This window comes from Clostridium grantii DSM 8605 (genome assembly GCF_900129965.1).
GTDB lineage: Bacteria > Bacillota > Clostridia > Clostridiales > Clostridiaceae > Clostridium_AF > Clostridium_AF grantii.
In genome coordinates, this window is the sequence record NZ_FQXM01000002.1 from 431,912 (window position 1) to 450,290 (window position 18,379).

At 29.9% G+C, this 18,379-nt stretch carries 11 protein-coding genes and 1 pseudogene; 11 read left to right on the forward strand and 1 reads right to left on the reverse strand.

Features of this window, described 5'->3' with window-relative positions:
• Window positions 1-65 precede the first annotated feature (65 nt).
• Both BUB83_RS01935 and BUB83_RS01940 read left to right on the forward strand, forming a co-directional pair.
• A complete protein-coding gene (locus BUB83_RS01935) occupies window positions 66-2,183 on the forward strand; it encodes an amino acid permease (protein ID WP_073336438.1) in 2,118 nt (705 codons plus the stop codon).
• 23 nt (window positions 2,184-2,206) lie between these two features.
• Window positions 2,207-3,139, forward strand: coding sequence for an N-acetylmuramoyl-L-alanine amidase family protein (locus BUB83_RS01940; RefSeq protein ID WP_073336440.1), 933 nt, complete (start codon window positions 2,207-2,209; stop codon window positions 3,137-3,139).
• A 44-nt stretch (window positions 3,140-3,183) separates the two neighbouring features.
• On the opposite strand, the gene BUB83_RS01945 is transcribed toward BUB83_RS01940, so the two are convergent.
• The gene (locus BUB83_RS01945) at window positions 3,184-4,512 is read right to left on the reverse strand and encodes an MATE family efflux transporter (RefSeq protein ID WP_073336442.1); all 1,329 of its coding nucleotides are present in this window, start codon (window positions 4,510-4,512) and stop codon (window positions 3,184-3,186) included.
• 696 nt (window positions 4,513-5,208) lie between these two features.
• Between BUB83_RS01945 and nadA the strand changes: the two genes are divergently transcribed.
• The 9 genes and pseudogenes from nadA (at window position 5,209) to BUB83_RS01990 (ending at window position 18,324) form a co-directional block, all read left to right on the forward strand.
• The gene (nadA, locus tag BUB83_RS01950; RefSeq protein WP_073336532.1) at window positions 5,209-6,132 is read left to right on the forward strand and encodes a quinolinate synthase NadA; all 924 of its coding nucleotides are present in this window, start codon (window positions 5,209-5,211) and stop codon (window positions 6,130-6,132) included.
• Window positions 6,132-7,433, forward strand: coding sequence for an L-aspartate oxidase (locus tag BUB83_RS01955; RefSeq protein ID WP_073336444.1), 1,302 nt, complete (start codon window positions 6,132-6,134; stop codon window positions 7,431-7,433). Before nadA ends, BUB83_RS01955 begins: the two co-directional genes overlap by 1 nt.
• The gene (nadC, locus tag BUB83_RS01960; RefSeq protein WP_073336446.1) at window positions 7,414-8,250 is read left to right on the forward strand and encodes a carboxylating nicotinate-nucleotide diphosphorylase; all 837 of its coding nucleotides are present in this window, start codon (window positions 7,414-7,416) and stop codon (window positions 8,248-8,250) included. The genes BUB83_RS01955 and nadC overlap by 20 nt, the downstream gene beginning before the upstream one ends.
• 217 nt (window positions 8,251-8,467) lie before the next feature.
• A complete protein-coding gene (locus BUB83_RS01965; protein WP_073336448.1) occupies window positions 8,468-12,781 on the forward strand; it encodes an acyl-CoA dehydratase activase-related protein in 4,314 nt (1,437 codons plus the stop codon).
• Between the two features lie 268 nt (window positions 12,782-13,049).
• Window positions 13,050-14,705, forward strand: a complete 1,656-nt coding sequence (locus BUB83_RS01970) for a hypothetical protein (protein WP_143160450.1) — start codon at window positions 13,050-13,052, stop codon at window positions 14,703-14,705.
• 40 nt (window positions 14,706-14,745) lie between these two features.
• A complete protein-coding gene (locus BUB83_RS01975) occupies window positions 14,746-15,432 on the forward strand; it encodes a metallophosphoesterase family protein (protein WP_073336452.1) in 687 nt (228 codons plus the stop codon).
• Between the two features lie 122 nt (window positions 15,433-15,554).
• Window positions 15,555-15,701: pseudogene (locus tag BUB83_RS21190) on the forward strand (hypothetical protein); the annotation flags it as partial.
• 36 nt (window positions 15,702-15,737) lie between these two features.
• On the forward strand, window positions 15,738-17,975 hold the full coding sequence (locus BUB83_RS01985; protein ID WP_073336454.1) for a hypothetical protein: 2,238 nt from the start codon (window positions 15,738-15,740) through the stop codon (window positions 17,973-17,975).
• A 58-nt stretch (window positions 17,976-18,033) separates the two neighbouring features.
• Window positions 18,034-18,324 carry a RyR domain-containing protein gene (locus tag BUB83_RS01990; RefSeq protein ID WP_073336456.1) on the forward strand — a complete coding sequence of 97 codons (291 nt, stop codon included), beginning with the start codon at window positions 18,034-18,036 and terminating at the stop codon, window positions 18,322-18,324.
• Window positions 18,325-18,379: the final 55 nt, after the last annotated feature.

Genomic DNA, 18,379 nt, shown 5'->3' on the forward strand with positions numbered 1-18,379 from the left:
TTGAAATTTAGAATAATTAATATATAATCAATAGTAAGTAATAAAAAGGAAGGAGCTTGAATAAAATGGAATCAAATAACAAACAAGGATTGGGTACATTAGAAGGAGTTTATATACCTACTGTTTTAACAATATTAGGTGTAATTATGTTTTTACGTTTGGGCTGGATAGTAGGGAATACAGGAATAATAGGAACACTAATTATTATTGTGTTGGCACATATTATTACTGTAGCTACCACTTTATCCATGTCATCAATGCTTACTAATATTGAGATTGGTGATGGAGGGGCTTACGCAATTGTATCTAGATCACTAGGTTTAGAAATAGGAGGAGCTATAGGAATTCCTCTTTATTTATCCCAAGCTTTGTCCGTTGCTTTCTATATTACTGGATTTACAGAACTTTGGGCATCTTTTTTTGATCATCCTACTTGGCTTGTGGGATTGATTGTTTGGGGTGTTTTGACTACTTTATCTATGATAAGTGCTAAATTAGCTTTTAAAATACAATATTTTATATTAATAGCAGTAATTCTTTCAATTATATCTTTTTTAACTGGACCTTCAATGAATTCAGGAAATCCAGTGCTTATAGGAAAATTTGCACAAAGTGGGTTTTGGGAGAGTTTTGCAATCTTTTTTCCAGCAGTAACAGGTATCTTAGCAGGGGCTTCTATGTCTGGAGAACTTAAAAATCCAAGAAAAAGTATAATTAATGGAACATTAGCAGCGGTATTAACTGGTTTTATAATTTATATTGTTGTAGCTATAATTTTTTCAATGCATGCTACAGAAAATTTATTGCTAGCAGATAGTTCTATAATTCTTCAATTAGGAAGATTTAAGATTTTGATTATAGCGGGCATTATGGGCGCAGTTATATCTTCAGCTTTATCAACTTTAGTAAGTGCTCCACGTACTTTAGCAGCCTTAGCACAAAATAGAACTGTACCTTTTTCTAATTTTTTTGCAACTAAAGCTTCTAATAATGAACCGCGTAATGCTATTATTATTTCTTCATTGATATCATTAGCAGTACTTTTACTAAGTAATTTAAATAGTTTGGCAGAATTATTAACTTTATTCTTTTTGACAACTTATTGTATGATTAATTTGGTGGTTTTGGTGGAAAAAGCTACAGGGGTAATGAGCTTTAGACCAAGGTTCAATATATCAACTTTTATTCCTATAGTAGGATTAATAGGATGTTTGTTAGCTATGATTTTAATTAATAGACTTTTCACATTTATCACATTTTTTGTGGTAATCAGTATTTATTATATTTTAAAAAGAAAAAATTTAGTGTCTCCTTGGGGGGATGTTAGAGGAGGAGTTTTTACCTCCATGGCGGAATGGGCTGCCCAAAAGTCAATGTATTTGCCTTATCATCCAAGACTTTGGAAACCCTCTATTGTGGTACCTATAGAGAAAAAAGAAGATTATAAAAAGGTACCACGATTTATACGTGATTTGATAAATCCAGCGGGTAGAGTATATTATTTAACTATTAAAGAAGAACAAAATAATACACAAAATGTTAGTGATGATATGGATAGTACATTAGCACCATATAAAGAAGAAAATTTGTTTGCTCAACAAATTACTATTTATGAGGGGGATTTTAATAGAGATTTAAAAATTGTTCTTCAAAGTTTATTAAATGTATTTTTACCTCCAAACACCATATTTTTCACTATTAGTGAGGATGCTGAAAGAAGAAAGAAATTTAAAGAGTTATTGGATAGTTTAAAGGATATAAGACGAAAATTGGGGTTATTGTGTTTATATACTCACTCAAAATATGGTTTTGGACAAGAAAAGAATATTAATTTATGGCTCAGAGATAAAAGTACTAACAATAATTTAGCTGTTTTAAGTGCTATTCAAATAATGAAAAATTGGAATGGTTCTTTAACTTTATGCAGGGTAATTGATAGTTCTTCAGATGTGAAACAAGTAGAAAAGGATTTGCACAAATTTATTGAAGATGCAAGATTACCAATCAACACGAAAATTCAAGTTATGGTTGGAAGTTTTTCAGAGCTTATACAGAAGGAACAAACAGATTTAAATATCCTTGGTATGCCTGAACAATTTGGTGAAATAGAGAAAATAATTAAAATTATACCGGCTAGTGTGCTATTTGTTGCGGATTCAGGACTTGAAAATGCTTTAGTGTAAATATCAATTTAAGGAGTGAAGGTATGTTAAAAAAACAGGGATTAATTATACTGATATTATTTAGTTTAGGGATAATTTTAATGGGCTGTAGTAATAAAGATAACATGAGTATTAATGATGAAAAGATTGTTAATGTAAGCGCTGAAAAGAAAAATGAAACAAATATGCAAAATAAACCTGAAGAAGTTAAGGAAGAAGTTAAAGAGGAAGTTAAAGAGGAAGTTAAGGAAGAAGTTAAAGAGGAAGTTAAAGAAGAATTTAAAGAAGAAGTTAAGGGGGAGGTTAAAGAGGAAGTTAAGGAAGAGATTAAAGTGGAACCTAAAATTAATAAAGATAAGATGGTTATTGTAGTAGATCCAGGTCATGGAGGTACTTCAAATTCTGAAAAAGAACCAAATTCACCTGATTCAAATACAATGAAATTAAAAAATGTTAGTGGAACTTCAGGAGTATCTAGTAAATTATCAGAGGCATCATTAAATTTGTCAGTTGCAGTAAAGCTACAAAAATACTTAAGTGATGCAGGATATGAAGTAGTGATGACAAGAACAAGTGGAAATGAAACAATTTCAAATGTTGAAAGAGCAGAAATAGGAAATGAAGTTAATGCAGATCTAGTAATTAGAATTCATGCAGATGGTTCAAATGATTCAAGTGTTCACGGAGCATCTATGTTGGTTCCGGGCAATGTTGGATATGCAAAAGATATATATCAGAAAAGTGGAGTTTATGGGAAAACTATATTAAACGCTTTAACAAGTCAGGTTGGCATGAAAAATAGAGGCGTTATTTTGAGGAACGATATAACAGGGTTTAATTGGTCAAAAGTTCCAGTTGTACTAGTTGAAATGGGATATATGTCTAATCCAGAAGAAGATAAATTACTAGCCACCGATAGTTATCAAGAAAAAATAGCGAAGGCATTATATAGCGGAATTAATGAATCTCTAAAATAAACAATTAATGCAAATAAAAAAATCCTTTATTGAAGAATAATTCTTCAATAAGGGATTTTCATTGTTTGTTTATATTTAACTTCAATTTCATATAAGATAAAAGCTACACTTCCTTTTAGAACACTAGATAATGCAATACTCATCCATATACCAGTTAATCCAAAGGGTTTTATTAGAATTAAAGCCATGGGGATTCTTAAACTAGTAAATATCACACTGATAATTGAGGAAATCTTAGGTTTTCCGATACCAGTGAAAAATCCATTGGATATTATTTCTACGGTGCTGAATATTTGAGAAAATGCCACAACTTGTAAATATGCTTTTGCAATAAGGATAGTTTCTTTATCTTGTACAAATAATTTTATAAAAGGAGTACTGAAAAACATAAATACAATTGCCATAAGCAAAGAATAAACTGTTCCTATTTTCAAGGCTGAGGTATAGCCTTTTTTTATTCTATCATATTTTTTAGCACCAAAATTTTGTCCTGTAAATGCTGCTATAGCTCCATGTAGCCCACCAATAACCATATAAGTTATTGATTCAATTTGAAGGCCGATTTTTTGTGCAGCAATTGCATTGGAGCCAAAAACGGCTATAATCCTTGCAAGGGATATATTAATTAAAGTAAATAAAATTCTTTGAGCAGCCATAGGAAAACCTAAAACAATGATTTCTTTTATTTGATAATAATGAAATTTAACTTTAAAATTATATTTAAGAGCACCAGAAGAATTAGTTAAATATAAAATAAACATTAAAATATTAGCTAACATAGTTGCAATAGCGGCGCCAGAAACACCAAATTTAAAAATATAAATAAATAAGGGGTCTAGTATTATGTTTGCAAGTGTACCTACTGTATTAATCTTAAAGGGAAGTTTATTATTACCGAAACTACCTAATATTCTGGTGTATAGCATATTGTAAAACGAAAAAAACATAGCAGGCCCACTAAATACTAAATACAAATAAGCATCTTGTTGAACAGTAAGATTATTAAGATTAAGAAAACCAATTAAACTTTTTCTACCTAGCATAATGAAAAGTACAAGCATAAGTCCAATTATTGTATTAATTAAAAGACCAGCATTAATATATTCACTGATCTTAAGATCATCTTTACGTCCTATTGAATGAGCAACTTTAATTCCAGTTCCAATAACTACTAAGGATAATAAAGAATTCCCAAGACCTATAAATAAACTTGAGGAACCAACACTGGCAACTGCATTTGTTCCTAATCCACCAACCCATAGCATATCAACTAAATTATAAGTGAATTGAAGTAAAGAGCTTCCCATTATGGGTACAGATAAAGCTGTTAAAACTTTTATTACACTACCTTCAGTTAAATCAATTTTTTTCATTTTCTCATCCTTTGTAATTTTAATTAATAGTTGAACTGGATTCCTATAAATAGTAATTTAAAGCAGTAACCATCTTATGAATTATATCATAAAATGCTAAATACTACAGGGATAATTTATAAAAAATAGGGAGAAATTATAACAACTAATACCAAAGTAGGCTATAATAAGGAGTAATTCATAGGAATTCTTGCAATTTAACAAACCATGGATGAAATATTATAATGAAATCGCCAAGTGTTTTAAGCTTGGCCATTTTTAAAATTATTAGTAATTCTTTATTATAAAGCAACCACATAAGCATTTTTTGCCAGCTCGTAAGCCGACAATTCTGATTTCAAATTTTTCTCGATATAATCAATGCTGTTTTGCATCGCATCTAGATAGTTCATACTGCACCCCTTTTGGCAAAATCATGCTTGTAATCTCTTTTGCTATTATTATAATAACAGAAAAATTTTACAATAGATGATTTGTTTAGATGTAAAACTAATAAGTTCAAGGTTCACAGTGCACTGTGAACCTTCTTACAACTGTAAACTAATATAGATAAATCTACTAAGTGGTTTATCTATATAGTGAATGAAGTATTGATAATTTAAATAGAAAGTGATATATTAATTACAGGTGTATATACAGATGTAAATTCACATTCAAAAGTATGATAATTGATGAGGAGAATATTTTATGACTACTATGGAATTGAAAGAGAAAATTTTAAGATTAAAAAAGGAAAAAGAAGCTATTATTCTTGCACATTATTATGTTGATAAAGAAATTCAAGAAGTTGCAGATTACATTGGGGATTCATTTTATCTTAGTAAAATTGCTAAAGAGTGCAAAGAAAATACAATAGTATTTTGTGGAGTAAACTTCATGGCGGAAAGTGCTAAAATTCTTTCTCCAGAGAAAAAAATTCTTATACCTGTTAATAATGCCTTTTGTCCAATGGCTCAGATGGTTAGTGAAGATGATGTGCTTTACATGAAAGAAAAATATCCGGATGCCAAAGTAGTGTGCTATGTAAATTCAACAGCAGAGGTAAAAGCTGTATCTGATGTATGTTGTACTTCTTCAAATGCTATTAACATTGTTAATAATTTAGATAGTAATAGAATTATATTTGTTCCAGACAGAAATTTAGGTTCTTACGTTAGTGAACAAGTAAAAGATAAAGAAGTAATTTTGTGGGATGGTTTTTGTTGTGTTCATGATGATGTAGACAAAGATATATTAGATAAATTGATAGTATCAAATAGTAAAAATAAAGAAGATATTGCAATTTTGGTTCATCCTGAATGTAAAAAAGTAATAAGAGATAAAGCTACTTTTATAGGAAGTACCGCCCAAATAATAGAATTTGCATCAAAATCACATTATGATAAATATATAATTGTCACTGAAATAGGTATTAAACATAAATTAACAGAAAAATGTCCTGATAAAGAGTTTATTTTCATGCCTTTTATGCATTGTTTTACAATGAAAAAAATAACTCTTGAAAATCTTTATGAGTGTTTAGATAAAGATAATTACCAGGTAGAATTAGATGAAGAAGTTATAAAAAATGCATATAGGTCCTTAGAAGATATGCATAAATTTGGTGAGAAGGTGAAGTAGTGAAAGTTAACACTGATGTTTTAATAGTTGGAAGTGGACTAGCAGGCTTGTATACTGCTCTTAATCTAAATGATAATTTAAAGGTGACTATTATTACTAAATCCTCTGTAGATAATTGTAATACTTATCTTGCACAAGGAGGTATTTCAACAGTATTAAACAAAGAAGATGAGGCTGTTTTTGTGGAAGATACCCTTAAAGCAGGTTTGTATAAAAATGATATTGATATGGTTAAAATACTTGCAGAAGATGCTAAAAAAAATATTGATTATTTAGAAGAATTAGGTGTGAACTTTGATAAAAGAGAATGTAATTACCATTTTACAAGAGAAGGCGCCCATAGTGTGAATAGGATTGTTCATTATAAGGATTTTACTGGTAAACATGTTTTCGAATGTGTACTTGATGCGGTAAAAAAGAAAAATAATATTAAAATAATAGAAAATTGTTGTTTGGTTGATCTTCTGGTTTCAGGGAATATGGCTAAAGGGGCTGTATGCATACTTGACGGCAAAACAGTTCTCATAAGTGCTAAAATAACTGTTTTAGCAACTGGGGGCATAGGTGGTCTGTTTAAAAATTCTACCAATGACAGAGTGATTAAAGCAGAAGGAATAGCTATAGCGCTAAGAAATAATATTTTGGTAAAAAATTTGAATTATGTTCAATTTCACCCTACAGCTTTATATGAAGAAGGTGTAGATAATAAAAGGTTCTTAATCTCGGAATCCTTAAGAGGAGAAGGAGCTCTTTTGCTTAATAATAAAGGAGAAAGATTTGTAGATGAGCTGCTTCCAAGAGACGTGGTTTCAAAAAAAATACTAGAAGAAGAGGAAAAAACAAAGTGTAAATGTGTGTATCTTGATATAACTTTCTTGCCATCAGATGTGATTATTGAAAGATTCCCAACTATTTATGAAGAATGCTTAAAAAGAAATATTGATATAACAAAAGATAGAATTCCAGTAACTCCCGCTCAACATTTTCTAATGGGTGGTATACAGGTAGATAAGCATTCTAAAACCTCTATGGAAAATCTTTATGCTTGTGGCGAGGTAAGCTGTACCGGAGTTCATGGTGCTAATAGACTTGCAAGTAATTCATTATTGGAAGCACTTGTTTTTTCAAATAGAGCGGCGGAAAATATCAACAAGGTAATACCTGAAATTAAACTAGAAAATTGTAAGGAAAAAATAAAAAATAAAATTGTTCTAGAACATCAGTTAGAAAATAAAAGGGTGATAATCCATGAATTAATTAAAGTTAGAGAGGATATAAAAAATGAATTGGTTAGTTGTTGATGAAATATTAAAGAAAGCAATAGAGGAAGATGCTATTTATGGTGATATTACTTCAAACTCTATTGTTAGCGTAGATAGTAAATCTACGGTGGAGTTGATTGCAAAAGAAGATGGAATTATTGCTGGTTTAGAAGTATTTGAGAGAGTTTTTTTTATCTTAGGCTCTGTGGAAGTTGAATATTTTGTAGTGGATGGTGATTTTGTAAATTGCGGAAGGAAAATTGCTAATCTAAAAGGTTCTACAAGAAATATTCTTTTAGGCGAGAGAGTAGCGTTAAATATATTACAGCGTATGAGCGGTATTGCTACTATTTCTAGAAAAATGTGTGAAAAAATAAGCCATACAAAAGCAAAAATTTTAGATACTAGAAAAACTACACCCAATTTAAGAATACTTGAAAAATATGCTGCAAAAGTGGGTGGTGCAGAAAATCACAGATTCAATTTATCAGATGGGGTAATGATAAAGGATAATCATATAAATGCGGCGGGCAGTATTGAAAAAGCTGTGGCTAAAGTTAGAGAGAATACTTCATTTGTACGTAAAATTGAAGTTGAAGTTGAAAATCTGGAGCAGCTTAAAGAAGCTATGGAAGCTAAAGTTGATATAATAATGTTAGACAATATGGACATAGAAACAATGAAGACGGCTGTAAAAATGATAAATAAATCAGCATTGGTAGAAGCATCAGGTAATGTAACGCTAGAAACTGTAAAAGCTATAGCTGAAACAGGGATTGAGTATATTTCTTCTGGAATGTTAACTCATTCGGTTAAAGCTTTAGATATAAGTATGAAAAATCTTCAAATAATTTAGCATTAAAATTTTCACATTAATATTAGTAAGAAATACAAGCTTCCATTAATAAAAATGTCCACATGAAATATGTGGACATTTTTTAACGTGCAATATATTTATTTTTCAATTTTAAATTACCCTTAGATAATATTTCCAGGGTATATCAACGCACTGAATAAAATATGGAAAACCGGGGAAATTATTTAAATACTTATAAACCGAAAGAGGTATTTTTATGAAAAATTTATTACATATAGGCTTGGATGTTGGTTCTACTACTATTAAAGTTGTAGTTTTAGATGAAAATGATGAAATATTATATTGCAAATACAAAAGACACCTATTAGCTATAAAAAACTGTGTAAATGAAATTATTGAAGAAATTTATAAAAATTTTAGTGATAGCTATATTACCCTAAAAGTAAGCGGTTCTAGTGGATTATCAGTTTGTAAATGGTTAAATGTGCCTTTTATCCAAGAGGTAATTGCTTGCAATTTATCTGTAGATAAATTTATTCCCCAAACAGATGTTGCTATAGAACTAGGTGGGGAAGATGCTAAAATTACATTTTTTAAAAATGATCTTGAACAACGAATGAATGCTACCTGCGCAGGAGGCACTGGTTCTTTTATAGACCAGATGGCATGTCTATTAAAAACTGATGCCATGGGACTAAATGAACTTTCTAAAAAATATAAAAATATTTATCCAATAGCATCAAGATGTGGGGTTTTCGCTAAAAGTGATATCCAACCTCTTCTAAATGAAGGAGCTGCAAAAGAAGATATTGCTATTTCAATATTTCAAAGTATAGTTACCCAGACAATTAGCGGTCTTGCCTGTGGAAGACCAATTAAAGGAAAAATTGCTTTTTTAGGAGGACCACTGTATTTTCTTTCAGAATTAAGACAACGATTTATTGCAACTTTAAATTTGGTAGAAAAGGACATAATTTTCCCTGAAAATTCACATTATTTTGTTGCAATAGGTGTAGCGCTAAGTTCCAAAGAGTGTGTCCCTTTAAAATGTGAGCATTTTTATGAAAATTTAACACACTTTAAAGAAAATACGGAAGTAGAAGTAACTAGATTGAGACCATTATTCCGTAACGAAAAAGAATTGAAAGAATTTAAAACCAGGCATTTAATGAATAAAGTAAGTAAGGCCCCTTTATCTAATTATAATGGTAATTGTTATTTAGGTATTGATGCTGGTTCTACAACCACTAAGGTGGTTTTAATGGGTGAAGAACATGAGATACTATATAACTATTATGGTAGTAATGAAGGGAATCCACTAAAATCAGTTATTTCTATTATTAAAGATTTATACAGTAAACTTCCTCATGGCGCAATTATAGTAAAATCTGCTATAACAGGTTATGGTGAATCTTTAATAAAGACAGCTTTAAAGTTAGATATTGGAGAAATAGAAACTGTGGCCCACTATAAAGCTGCTGAGAGATTTTGTCCTGGAGTAGACTTTATTCTGGATATTGGCGGTCAGGATATGAAATGCTTAAAAGTTAAAAACGGGGTTATTCAAAATATAATACTTAATGAAGCTTGTTCTTCAGGATGCGGTTCATTCATTGAAACCTTTGCAAAATCATTAAATCTCAATATAGATGAGTTTAGTAAAAAAGCTCTCTTTGCTAAAGACCCTGTGGATCTTGGCTCTAGATGTACAGTTTTTATGAACTCAAGAGTTAAACAGGCACAAAAGGAAAAAGCTACTGTGGGTGATATCTCAGCTGGACTTTCCTATTCAATTGTAAATAATGCTCTACAGAAGGTTATAAAGATTAAAAATCCAGAAGATTTGGGAGAAAAAATTATTGTTCAAGGAGGAACTTTTCATAACAATGCTGTATTGAGAAGCTTTGAACTTATTTTAGGAAGAGAAGTTGTACGCCCTGATATTTCTGGTATCATGGGGGCATATGGATGCGCTTTAATTGCTAAGGAAAAATATAGTGATGGTGAGAAAAGTAGTCTCCTCACTAAAGAAAATCTTCTTAATTTCAAAACATCAGTACATCACCGCAGATGTGACTTATGCCTTAATAACTGCTTTTTAACCATTAATAATTTTGGTGATGGAAGTAGTTTTGTAAGTGGTAATCGCTGTGAAAGAGGAACTGGCAGTGTTCACGCAATAAATGATATTCCTAATTTATATACTTACAAATACAAGAGGCTATTTCAGTACCAACCTTTGGAAAAAAATAAGGCAAAAGCAACTATAGGTATTCCACGAGTAATGAACATATATCAGAACTATCCCCTATGGTTTACTTTTTTAACTGAGTTGGGTTTTAGGGTTCAGCTTTCCCCCAGAAGTAGTAAAAAAATATATGAAAAAGGTATGGAAACTATCCCCTCTGAATCTGCTTGTTACCCAGTAAAACTAGCCCATGGACACATTGCTAGTTTGGTCGAAAAAAATGTAGATATGATATTTTACCCTTGTGTTTTTTACGAAAAAAAAGAGTACCAACATACTAGTAATAGTTTAAATTGTGCTTTAGTAATATCCTATCCAGAGGTTATTAAAAATAACATGTCTATCTTGAAAGAGAAAAAAATTAAATTTATAGATCCCTTTGTTACTTTAGATAATAAAAATGCACTTTCAAAAGTTCTTTACAATACTTTTAAAGAGTACGGTTTTAATAAAAGTCAAATTGATAGGGCTCTTACTGTAGCTTGGCAGGAGAACGAAAATTTTAAAGAAGATTTAAGAGAAAAAGGTGAAGAAACTCTCAAATACCTAAAAGAAACTGGCAAAAAAGGAATAGTACTTTGTGGAAGACCATACCATATAGATCCCGAAATTAATCATGGTATTCCAGAGATAATAACTGATTTAGGAATGGCAGTACTTACTGAAGATTCTGTAGCACATTTAGGTGAAATAACTACCCCTTTAAGAGTAGTTGATCAATGGACCTATCATTCAAGGACTTATCTAGCGGCAAGCTTTGTAAGTAAAACCAGCAATCTAGAAATAGTACAGTTGAACTCCTTTGGCTGTGGCTTAGATGCTGTAGCTACAGAAATGGTTCAAGAAATATTAGAAAGAAATAATAACATATATACATTAATTAAAATAGACGAGGTAAATAATTTAGGAGCTGCTAAAATAAGGCTAAGATCGTTAAAAGCAGCTATGGAGGAAAGAAATAATAATTGTATTGAAGCTAAGCAAGTAAAAGAATTTCCTCAAAGAATAATTTTCACAAGTTTAATGAAGAAAAACCATACAATTCTCGCACCTCAACTATCTCCAATACATTTCGAACTATTGGAAGAAGCAATAAAAAGCTGTGGATATAATTTCAAAGTACTTCCAAATGCCGATGAAATAGTCATAAAAGAAGGGCTTAGATATGTTAATAATGATACTTGTTATCCCTCAGTAATAATTGTTGGGCAAATTATAACTGCTTTAAAATCTCAGGATTATGACACAAGTAACGTATCAGTAATAATTTCTCAAACAGGAGGAGTATGCAGAGCTACAAACTATATAGCCATTATAAGAAAAGCCTTAGAAGATTCAGGGTTTGGTCATGTTCCAGTTATATCCCTTAATGGTGTAGGCTTAGAACGAAGTCCAGGTTTTAGAATTACCCTTCCCATGATAAACAAAATGGTTATGGCAATACTATACGGCGACCTTTTTATGAAGTTGATATACAAAACTAGGCCTTATGAAAAAAATAAGGGTGCATCAGAAGAAATTCATTCTAAATGGAAAAGGATTTGTATTGAGAATATTTCAAAAGGTAACTTCTTTAACTCAAAAGAAATTATCAGCGGTATAGTTAAAGATTTTGATAATCTTCCACTGAATCACATTAAAAAGCCTAAAATAGGCTTGACAGGCGAAATTTTTGTTAAGTTTAATCCTTTTTCTAACAATGAAATTATTAAAACAGTAGAAAGTGAAGGCGGCGAAGTTGTTGTTCCTGATCTTATTGATTTCTTTCTTTATTGTGTATTCAATGCAAACTTTAAAAGTAAATATCTTGGCAAGAGTAAACTAAAATCTTTATGGGCTAACATTACAATTTCGTATATTGAAACTTCTAGAAGATATTTCAGAAAAGCTTTACAAGACAGTAATAGATTCCACGATTCTAGCACTATTCACCAGCTAGCTCAAGGTGCGGAGCGTATTCTTTCATTAGGAAATCATGCTGGTGAAGGATGGTTTTTAACCGCGGAAATGATGGAACTTCTAGAAAATGGCGTTGATAATATACTCTGCCTGCAACCATTTGCCTGCTTACCTAATCATGTAACAGGAAAAGGAATGCTAAGAGCTCTTAAAGAAAATTATCCTAATTCTAATATCCTTGCTATTGATTATGATCCAGGCGCCAGTGAAGTAAATCAGATTAATAGAATCAAATTAATGTTTTCAGTAGCATTAAAAAATCTAGAAAGAACAAAATTAAATCATATTCAAAATGAAGAACAAAAACATGGGGAATCAATATTTAAATATATGGAATCCAAAGGAATGTATCAACCCAAATAAAAATCCTGCTACATGAAGATTAATTATTTTAGAATAATACAAAGCCTAGTAAAAGATGAATTCTTTTACTAGGCTTTGTATTATTGAATAGCAAATAATTTGCACCATGAAATTTCTCCTAACATCATATCCAACTTTAATCAACAAAAAGCAAAACAAATCATTGTGGATTAGCACTTGAATTATACAAGCCTAATGATACTATGCAAGATGGAGACATAAGTTAAACTGATTTTGAATAAACTAATTAAGAAACTTGAATAATGGAGTGATTAGAATTAATAATTACACGATAAAAATAAAGTCGGTTTTGGGAGATTATTGTTTTTCTGAAATTGGAAGACCCACAGGAATTTATTGGAGTAGAGATAGAATGGTATTCGCCATTGCAAGTGATTTTGAGTGGTTACAGTGTCCTGCTAGAGAATTGTCTTTAAATAATAAATTTAGTTATAGAGTTAGTGTCTATAATTCAGAAACACTCAGTTTGATTAAAGTTTTTGATAACATAGACTATCCAATAAATTATATAGATTTTAATCCTGACAATACAATTTTAGCTATTGCTACAGGTTCTTTTGACGGTGGGTATTTTTTTCAGGGAGAACTATTATTTTGGGATATTAAAAATGGCAGAAGTAATAGTCACTTATGTGAATCAAGAGAAGTCACATACTGTAAATTTAACGAAGATGGTACGAGCTTATATTTTTCACTTAACCCTAGTTGTATAAATGATTATCCCGGTAGTAGTTTCATGGATCCATCTTTTTTGTATATAACTGATAGGTTCTTTGATAAGGTTGAAATTGAATCACTTAGTGAAATTGAAATAAATGAAGAAGAGATTAAAGTGCCATTTGTTAAGCAAGATTTTCAATCAATTAGTAAGGAATTACATTTCCTTTCAAATAGATTAAATTTAAAGTATGAAAGCAGAGGGCATATATGGGACATTAATATGATCAACGAAACAGAGATTATAGCAATATCTAATAATAATCTTATAGAAAAATGGTCTTTTACTGAGGGTGGAAAAAGCAGTTATATTGAAGCTCCTAAAAATATAAGGGCTGTAGAAATTATAACTTTACCTGAAAAAGAACACTGTATGATTAATGCTATAGTACATTTACCTGAAAGTTACGTAGGGAGAACGTCAGTATTATATAAGTGGGAATATAAATCAAATAAACTTGAAGAAGTTATTAAGAAAAATTATAATGTTTCACTTAGTATCAATAAAGATGGATTAATTTTGGCAAGAGAGGTTTCTGGTTGTTCTAAAAGTAAAGAAAATATAAAGGATTTTCTTATTGATGTAGATTACAAAATCTCTAAAGAATTAAACCTGGGCTATTATGGTAAATTTAATCATTATTTGAGAGTGAATGGTGCTGAAGATTTTTATTTTATCCAAGGAACACCTGCATCTTCTCATGAGAAAAAATGGGTTTGTAGATTAAATCCGTCTAGTGAAAAGTATTCTAGATTATTCCCGTTAGAATGGGATACAATGCGAGAAGCTCATTTTATAAGTGATGGTGGATGTTACTGCAATGATCCAAAAGGAGAAGCATTAATACTTGCATCAAGGTTTGATGATAATAATCCATTTGAATTTTTCAGTAACAATTCAATTATGACAAGAAGAAGATTACCTAATGGGGAAGTTATGTGGAATCAAAGTTTTAATAGTCAGGTAACTTCATTAATATGGATTAAAGATTATTCATTAATTGCATTTGCTTTAGCAGAAGGAAAAATTGGCTTAGTATCATCTTTTAATGGTGAGTTGATTTATTTAGAAGATGTTAAGTTGAATGGGAGAGATACTGTAATTATGTCCTTAAGTAATTATAATGATAAAATAGTTGCTGGTACTATAGATGGTAGAATAATATGTTATGAAATAAATCCATAATATGATTTATATATAAATATAAAGTTAGGACGTAGATATAATGATATTTGTAACAGGGGATACCCATGGATTAAGAGAAGATTTAGTAAAACTGAATACAGTGAATTTTCCTAAAAGTAAAGAGTTAACCAAGACTGATTATGTAATAATCTGTGGAGATTTTGGATTGGTATGGAATGATTCTAAAGGTGAAAAGCGATGGCTTCAAAAACTTAAGGATAAGAAATTTACTACATTATGGATAGATGGAAACCATGAAAATTTTAATTTGCTGGAACAGTATCCGGTGAGTGAATGGAAGGGCGGAAAGGTTCATTTTATTAATGATAGTGTGATTCATCTAATGAGAGGGCAAATTTATGAGATTGAAGGTTTAAAATTTTTTACCTTTGGCGGGGCGCAAAGTGTAGATAAGTATCATCGAAAGGAAAACATAAGTTGGTGGAAAGAAGAGATGCCATCAAAAGAAGAATATGAAGAAGGTTTAAAGAATTTTGAGAAACATAAATGGACAGTAGATTATATTATTACACATGATTGTTGTAGTAATTTAAAAGATATATTACTTTATAAAAATGCAAAACGAAATGAGCTAAATAAATTTTTCGATTTAATTGAAACTAAAGTAAATTATAAACATTGGTTCTTTGGACATTATCATGAGGAAAGAACTTTTCAGGATAACAAGCATACTGTTATTTATAATGATGTTATTGAGATAACTTAATAAAAATTTTATCCGCCATGAACGAATATGGAAAGAACATAACAAGCGTATTTTGATAAGAAATATCAAAGAACTGAAACGTACTTTAAAAAATCAGTTAATGAAGGAAAGCAGAAGGATATTTTAGGTTAGGGATGTTGATGTGTGATACTGGGATAGGGGTAGAACAGTATAAGTTAAAAGCTATAAAATTATATAACAGAGCCGCAAATCAAGATCATGTAATAGCACAATCTAAGCTTGGATATATGTTTTATGGATTATTTTAACAAATAGCTAAAAACACTACGTTAGGAGTGGAATTAATGAGGGGAAAAGACAGTAATAGAAATATTACTCATTGGTATAAAAAACTAAAAACATATAGTATTATATCTTTTCTTATGTGGATAGCAGTTGTAACAGGTATGATAATATTTTTTGTTTTGGAGTCAAATAAGTGGAGGGCTATGAATTATTTAACCGTCAAAAGGGTTATGTTTACAACGGGATCATTGATAGCAATATTAATTTTTATTAGTTTATTAGCACTTCTTCTTATTAAACGACAGGCAATGGAAAGAAAATTTTTGATGGCAATTGCTTTTCTTGCAATAGCGCTAGGGATTATAGGGTATTCTAATCTGATTTTTGAAAGAAATGCAAGCTATTTTGACGCTGTTTATAAGTCAATTCAGCTTTTTACTGGTGGATTTGATGAGGGGTTTAATAATAATAAAATTCCAGCAGTTCTAAATGTAGCTAGATTTTTAGCTGTATTCGTATCTTTTGGTACCATTGTGGCTCTTGTATTAAAAGAAAAACTTCGTAATCTGAAGATAAAGATATTCTACAGAGATGTTCTTATAATAGCTGATAAAGCTGAAGGATATATTGTAGATTTAGCTGAAAATTTAATTAAAGGTAATAGAAAGGTTGTTATTGGATATACATCAGATTATGAGAGAGCAATTGATAAAAGAGAGAGTGAAATACCTATTATCTCTGTTGATGTGGAGAATGACATTAAAGTAGGATTAAAAACTTGCAATGTTAAGAATGCAAAAGTAGTTTATCTTCTATGCAATAATACTGAAGATAATGTGAAATTAGCAAAAAATATATATGAAGAAATGAAATTGAATAATGAACTGATCTATAAATTGAAAGAAAAATTCAGTATAAGACATTCAGATAGTGGAAATATTGATTATAAGACTGAAAATAGTGAAAATTGGGGAGATAAAACAAATGAACAATTAATTAAAGATTATCTTAAAATTCTTAATGATAATGATAATGATAATGATACTAGGCAAAATTTGGAAATTTATAGAAAGAAAAAATCAAATAAAACAGTGTGCTACATACAATATTTAAAGGACCAAGAAAGAAACTATTATTCAATTGATAAAATCTTTAATGATAGGTCAGATAATTTTGTCACATATTTTATAAATCCCTATGATATTGCTATAAGGCAGATGTTATCTAAGGTCTCCGTTGTAAATTCTTTGAAAATTGATAGAATAACATCTTTAGATGAGTTAGAAAAACAATTAAAGCAAATTAATATTGTTGTATCAGGTACAGGAGATTTACTAGATAGAACCTTTATAGAAATAGCAAAAAACTGTGTTTACAATAATAATGAACCTATGAAGATGTATTATATGGATCATTCAAGATTTGGTGGACTAACTCCCCATGATATACTACCAAATGAGTTATATGAACTGGTAGAACTAGAGGTGAAAAGTGCTGAAGAACTCAGTAGAATAGAAAATACAATCAATTTATTTTTCATTAGTTCCATTGATGAGAAAGAAATTCAGTCAATATTGCAAAAGGTTTTTCAATACGACCTACAGAATAAAATTCATGAATATATGATATTAACCAAGGGAAATGATATTGAATATAGTATATTGCAAACATATATAAAGAGTTTGCTAGAACAATATTATGTAGGTGAAAAAAGTTTTGAATATAATTTCTTTAATCCTATTATACACATAAGTAGTGTAACTGATTTGATGATGAAAATTGATGAATTTTATGAAGACTATGGACCTAAAAGTAAGGATATGCATAAGGCATATGGTAAAGCTTTTAAAGATAATGAAGTTAAAAACTTTAGTAATTTATCTGAAATATTTAGAGATTCAAATGTAGTAGGAGTATTGCATAACGAATTTATTATCGATGTTATTGATAAACTTTTAATTGAGAGAACAAAGACATATACAGAGTTTGAATTGGAAAACAACTTAAAGAAAATTGAAGGATTCTTTAACCACCTGTCAATTACTGAACATGAAAGATGGTATATAGAAAGAAAATTACAGCAATATATTTATTCAAAGGAACAAAGTGAAATATATAATAAAAATCCTAATCTCAAACACTGGAAAGAGCTAAGTGATAAACAAAAGTATTTTAACTTATATTATTTACTTCAAACATTGATAACTCAGAGAAAAAACAAAGCAAATACAGATGAGAGCACTAATATATACAAAGATATAATTCTAGAATACAAATTTGATAACAACCAAAGTTAAATATATTGAATACAATAGAGATAAATTAAATTAATACCTATAAATATGGAGGATTAAAATGACTTACAAACCCAAAACTATTGACACATCTAAAATTCAATTATCAAAAGAACTTAAAGAATTACAAGAAATATTATCTAGAAATGCTCATGAAGTTTGGGCTGAAACAAGGATAAAAGATGGGTGGGTGTATGGAGAGAAAAGAAATGACGAAATTAAACAACATCCATGTTTAGTTCCCTATGATCAGTTGCCGGAATCCGAAAAAGAGTATGACAGGGTATTAGCTATGAATACATTGAAACTTATTACCAAACTAGGATATGAGATACGAAAAGTAGAAAAATAAAAAGATAATCAATAGAGAGTATAATTAATGAAAAGAAAATTAGCTAAATTGCGCT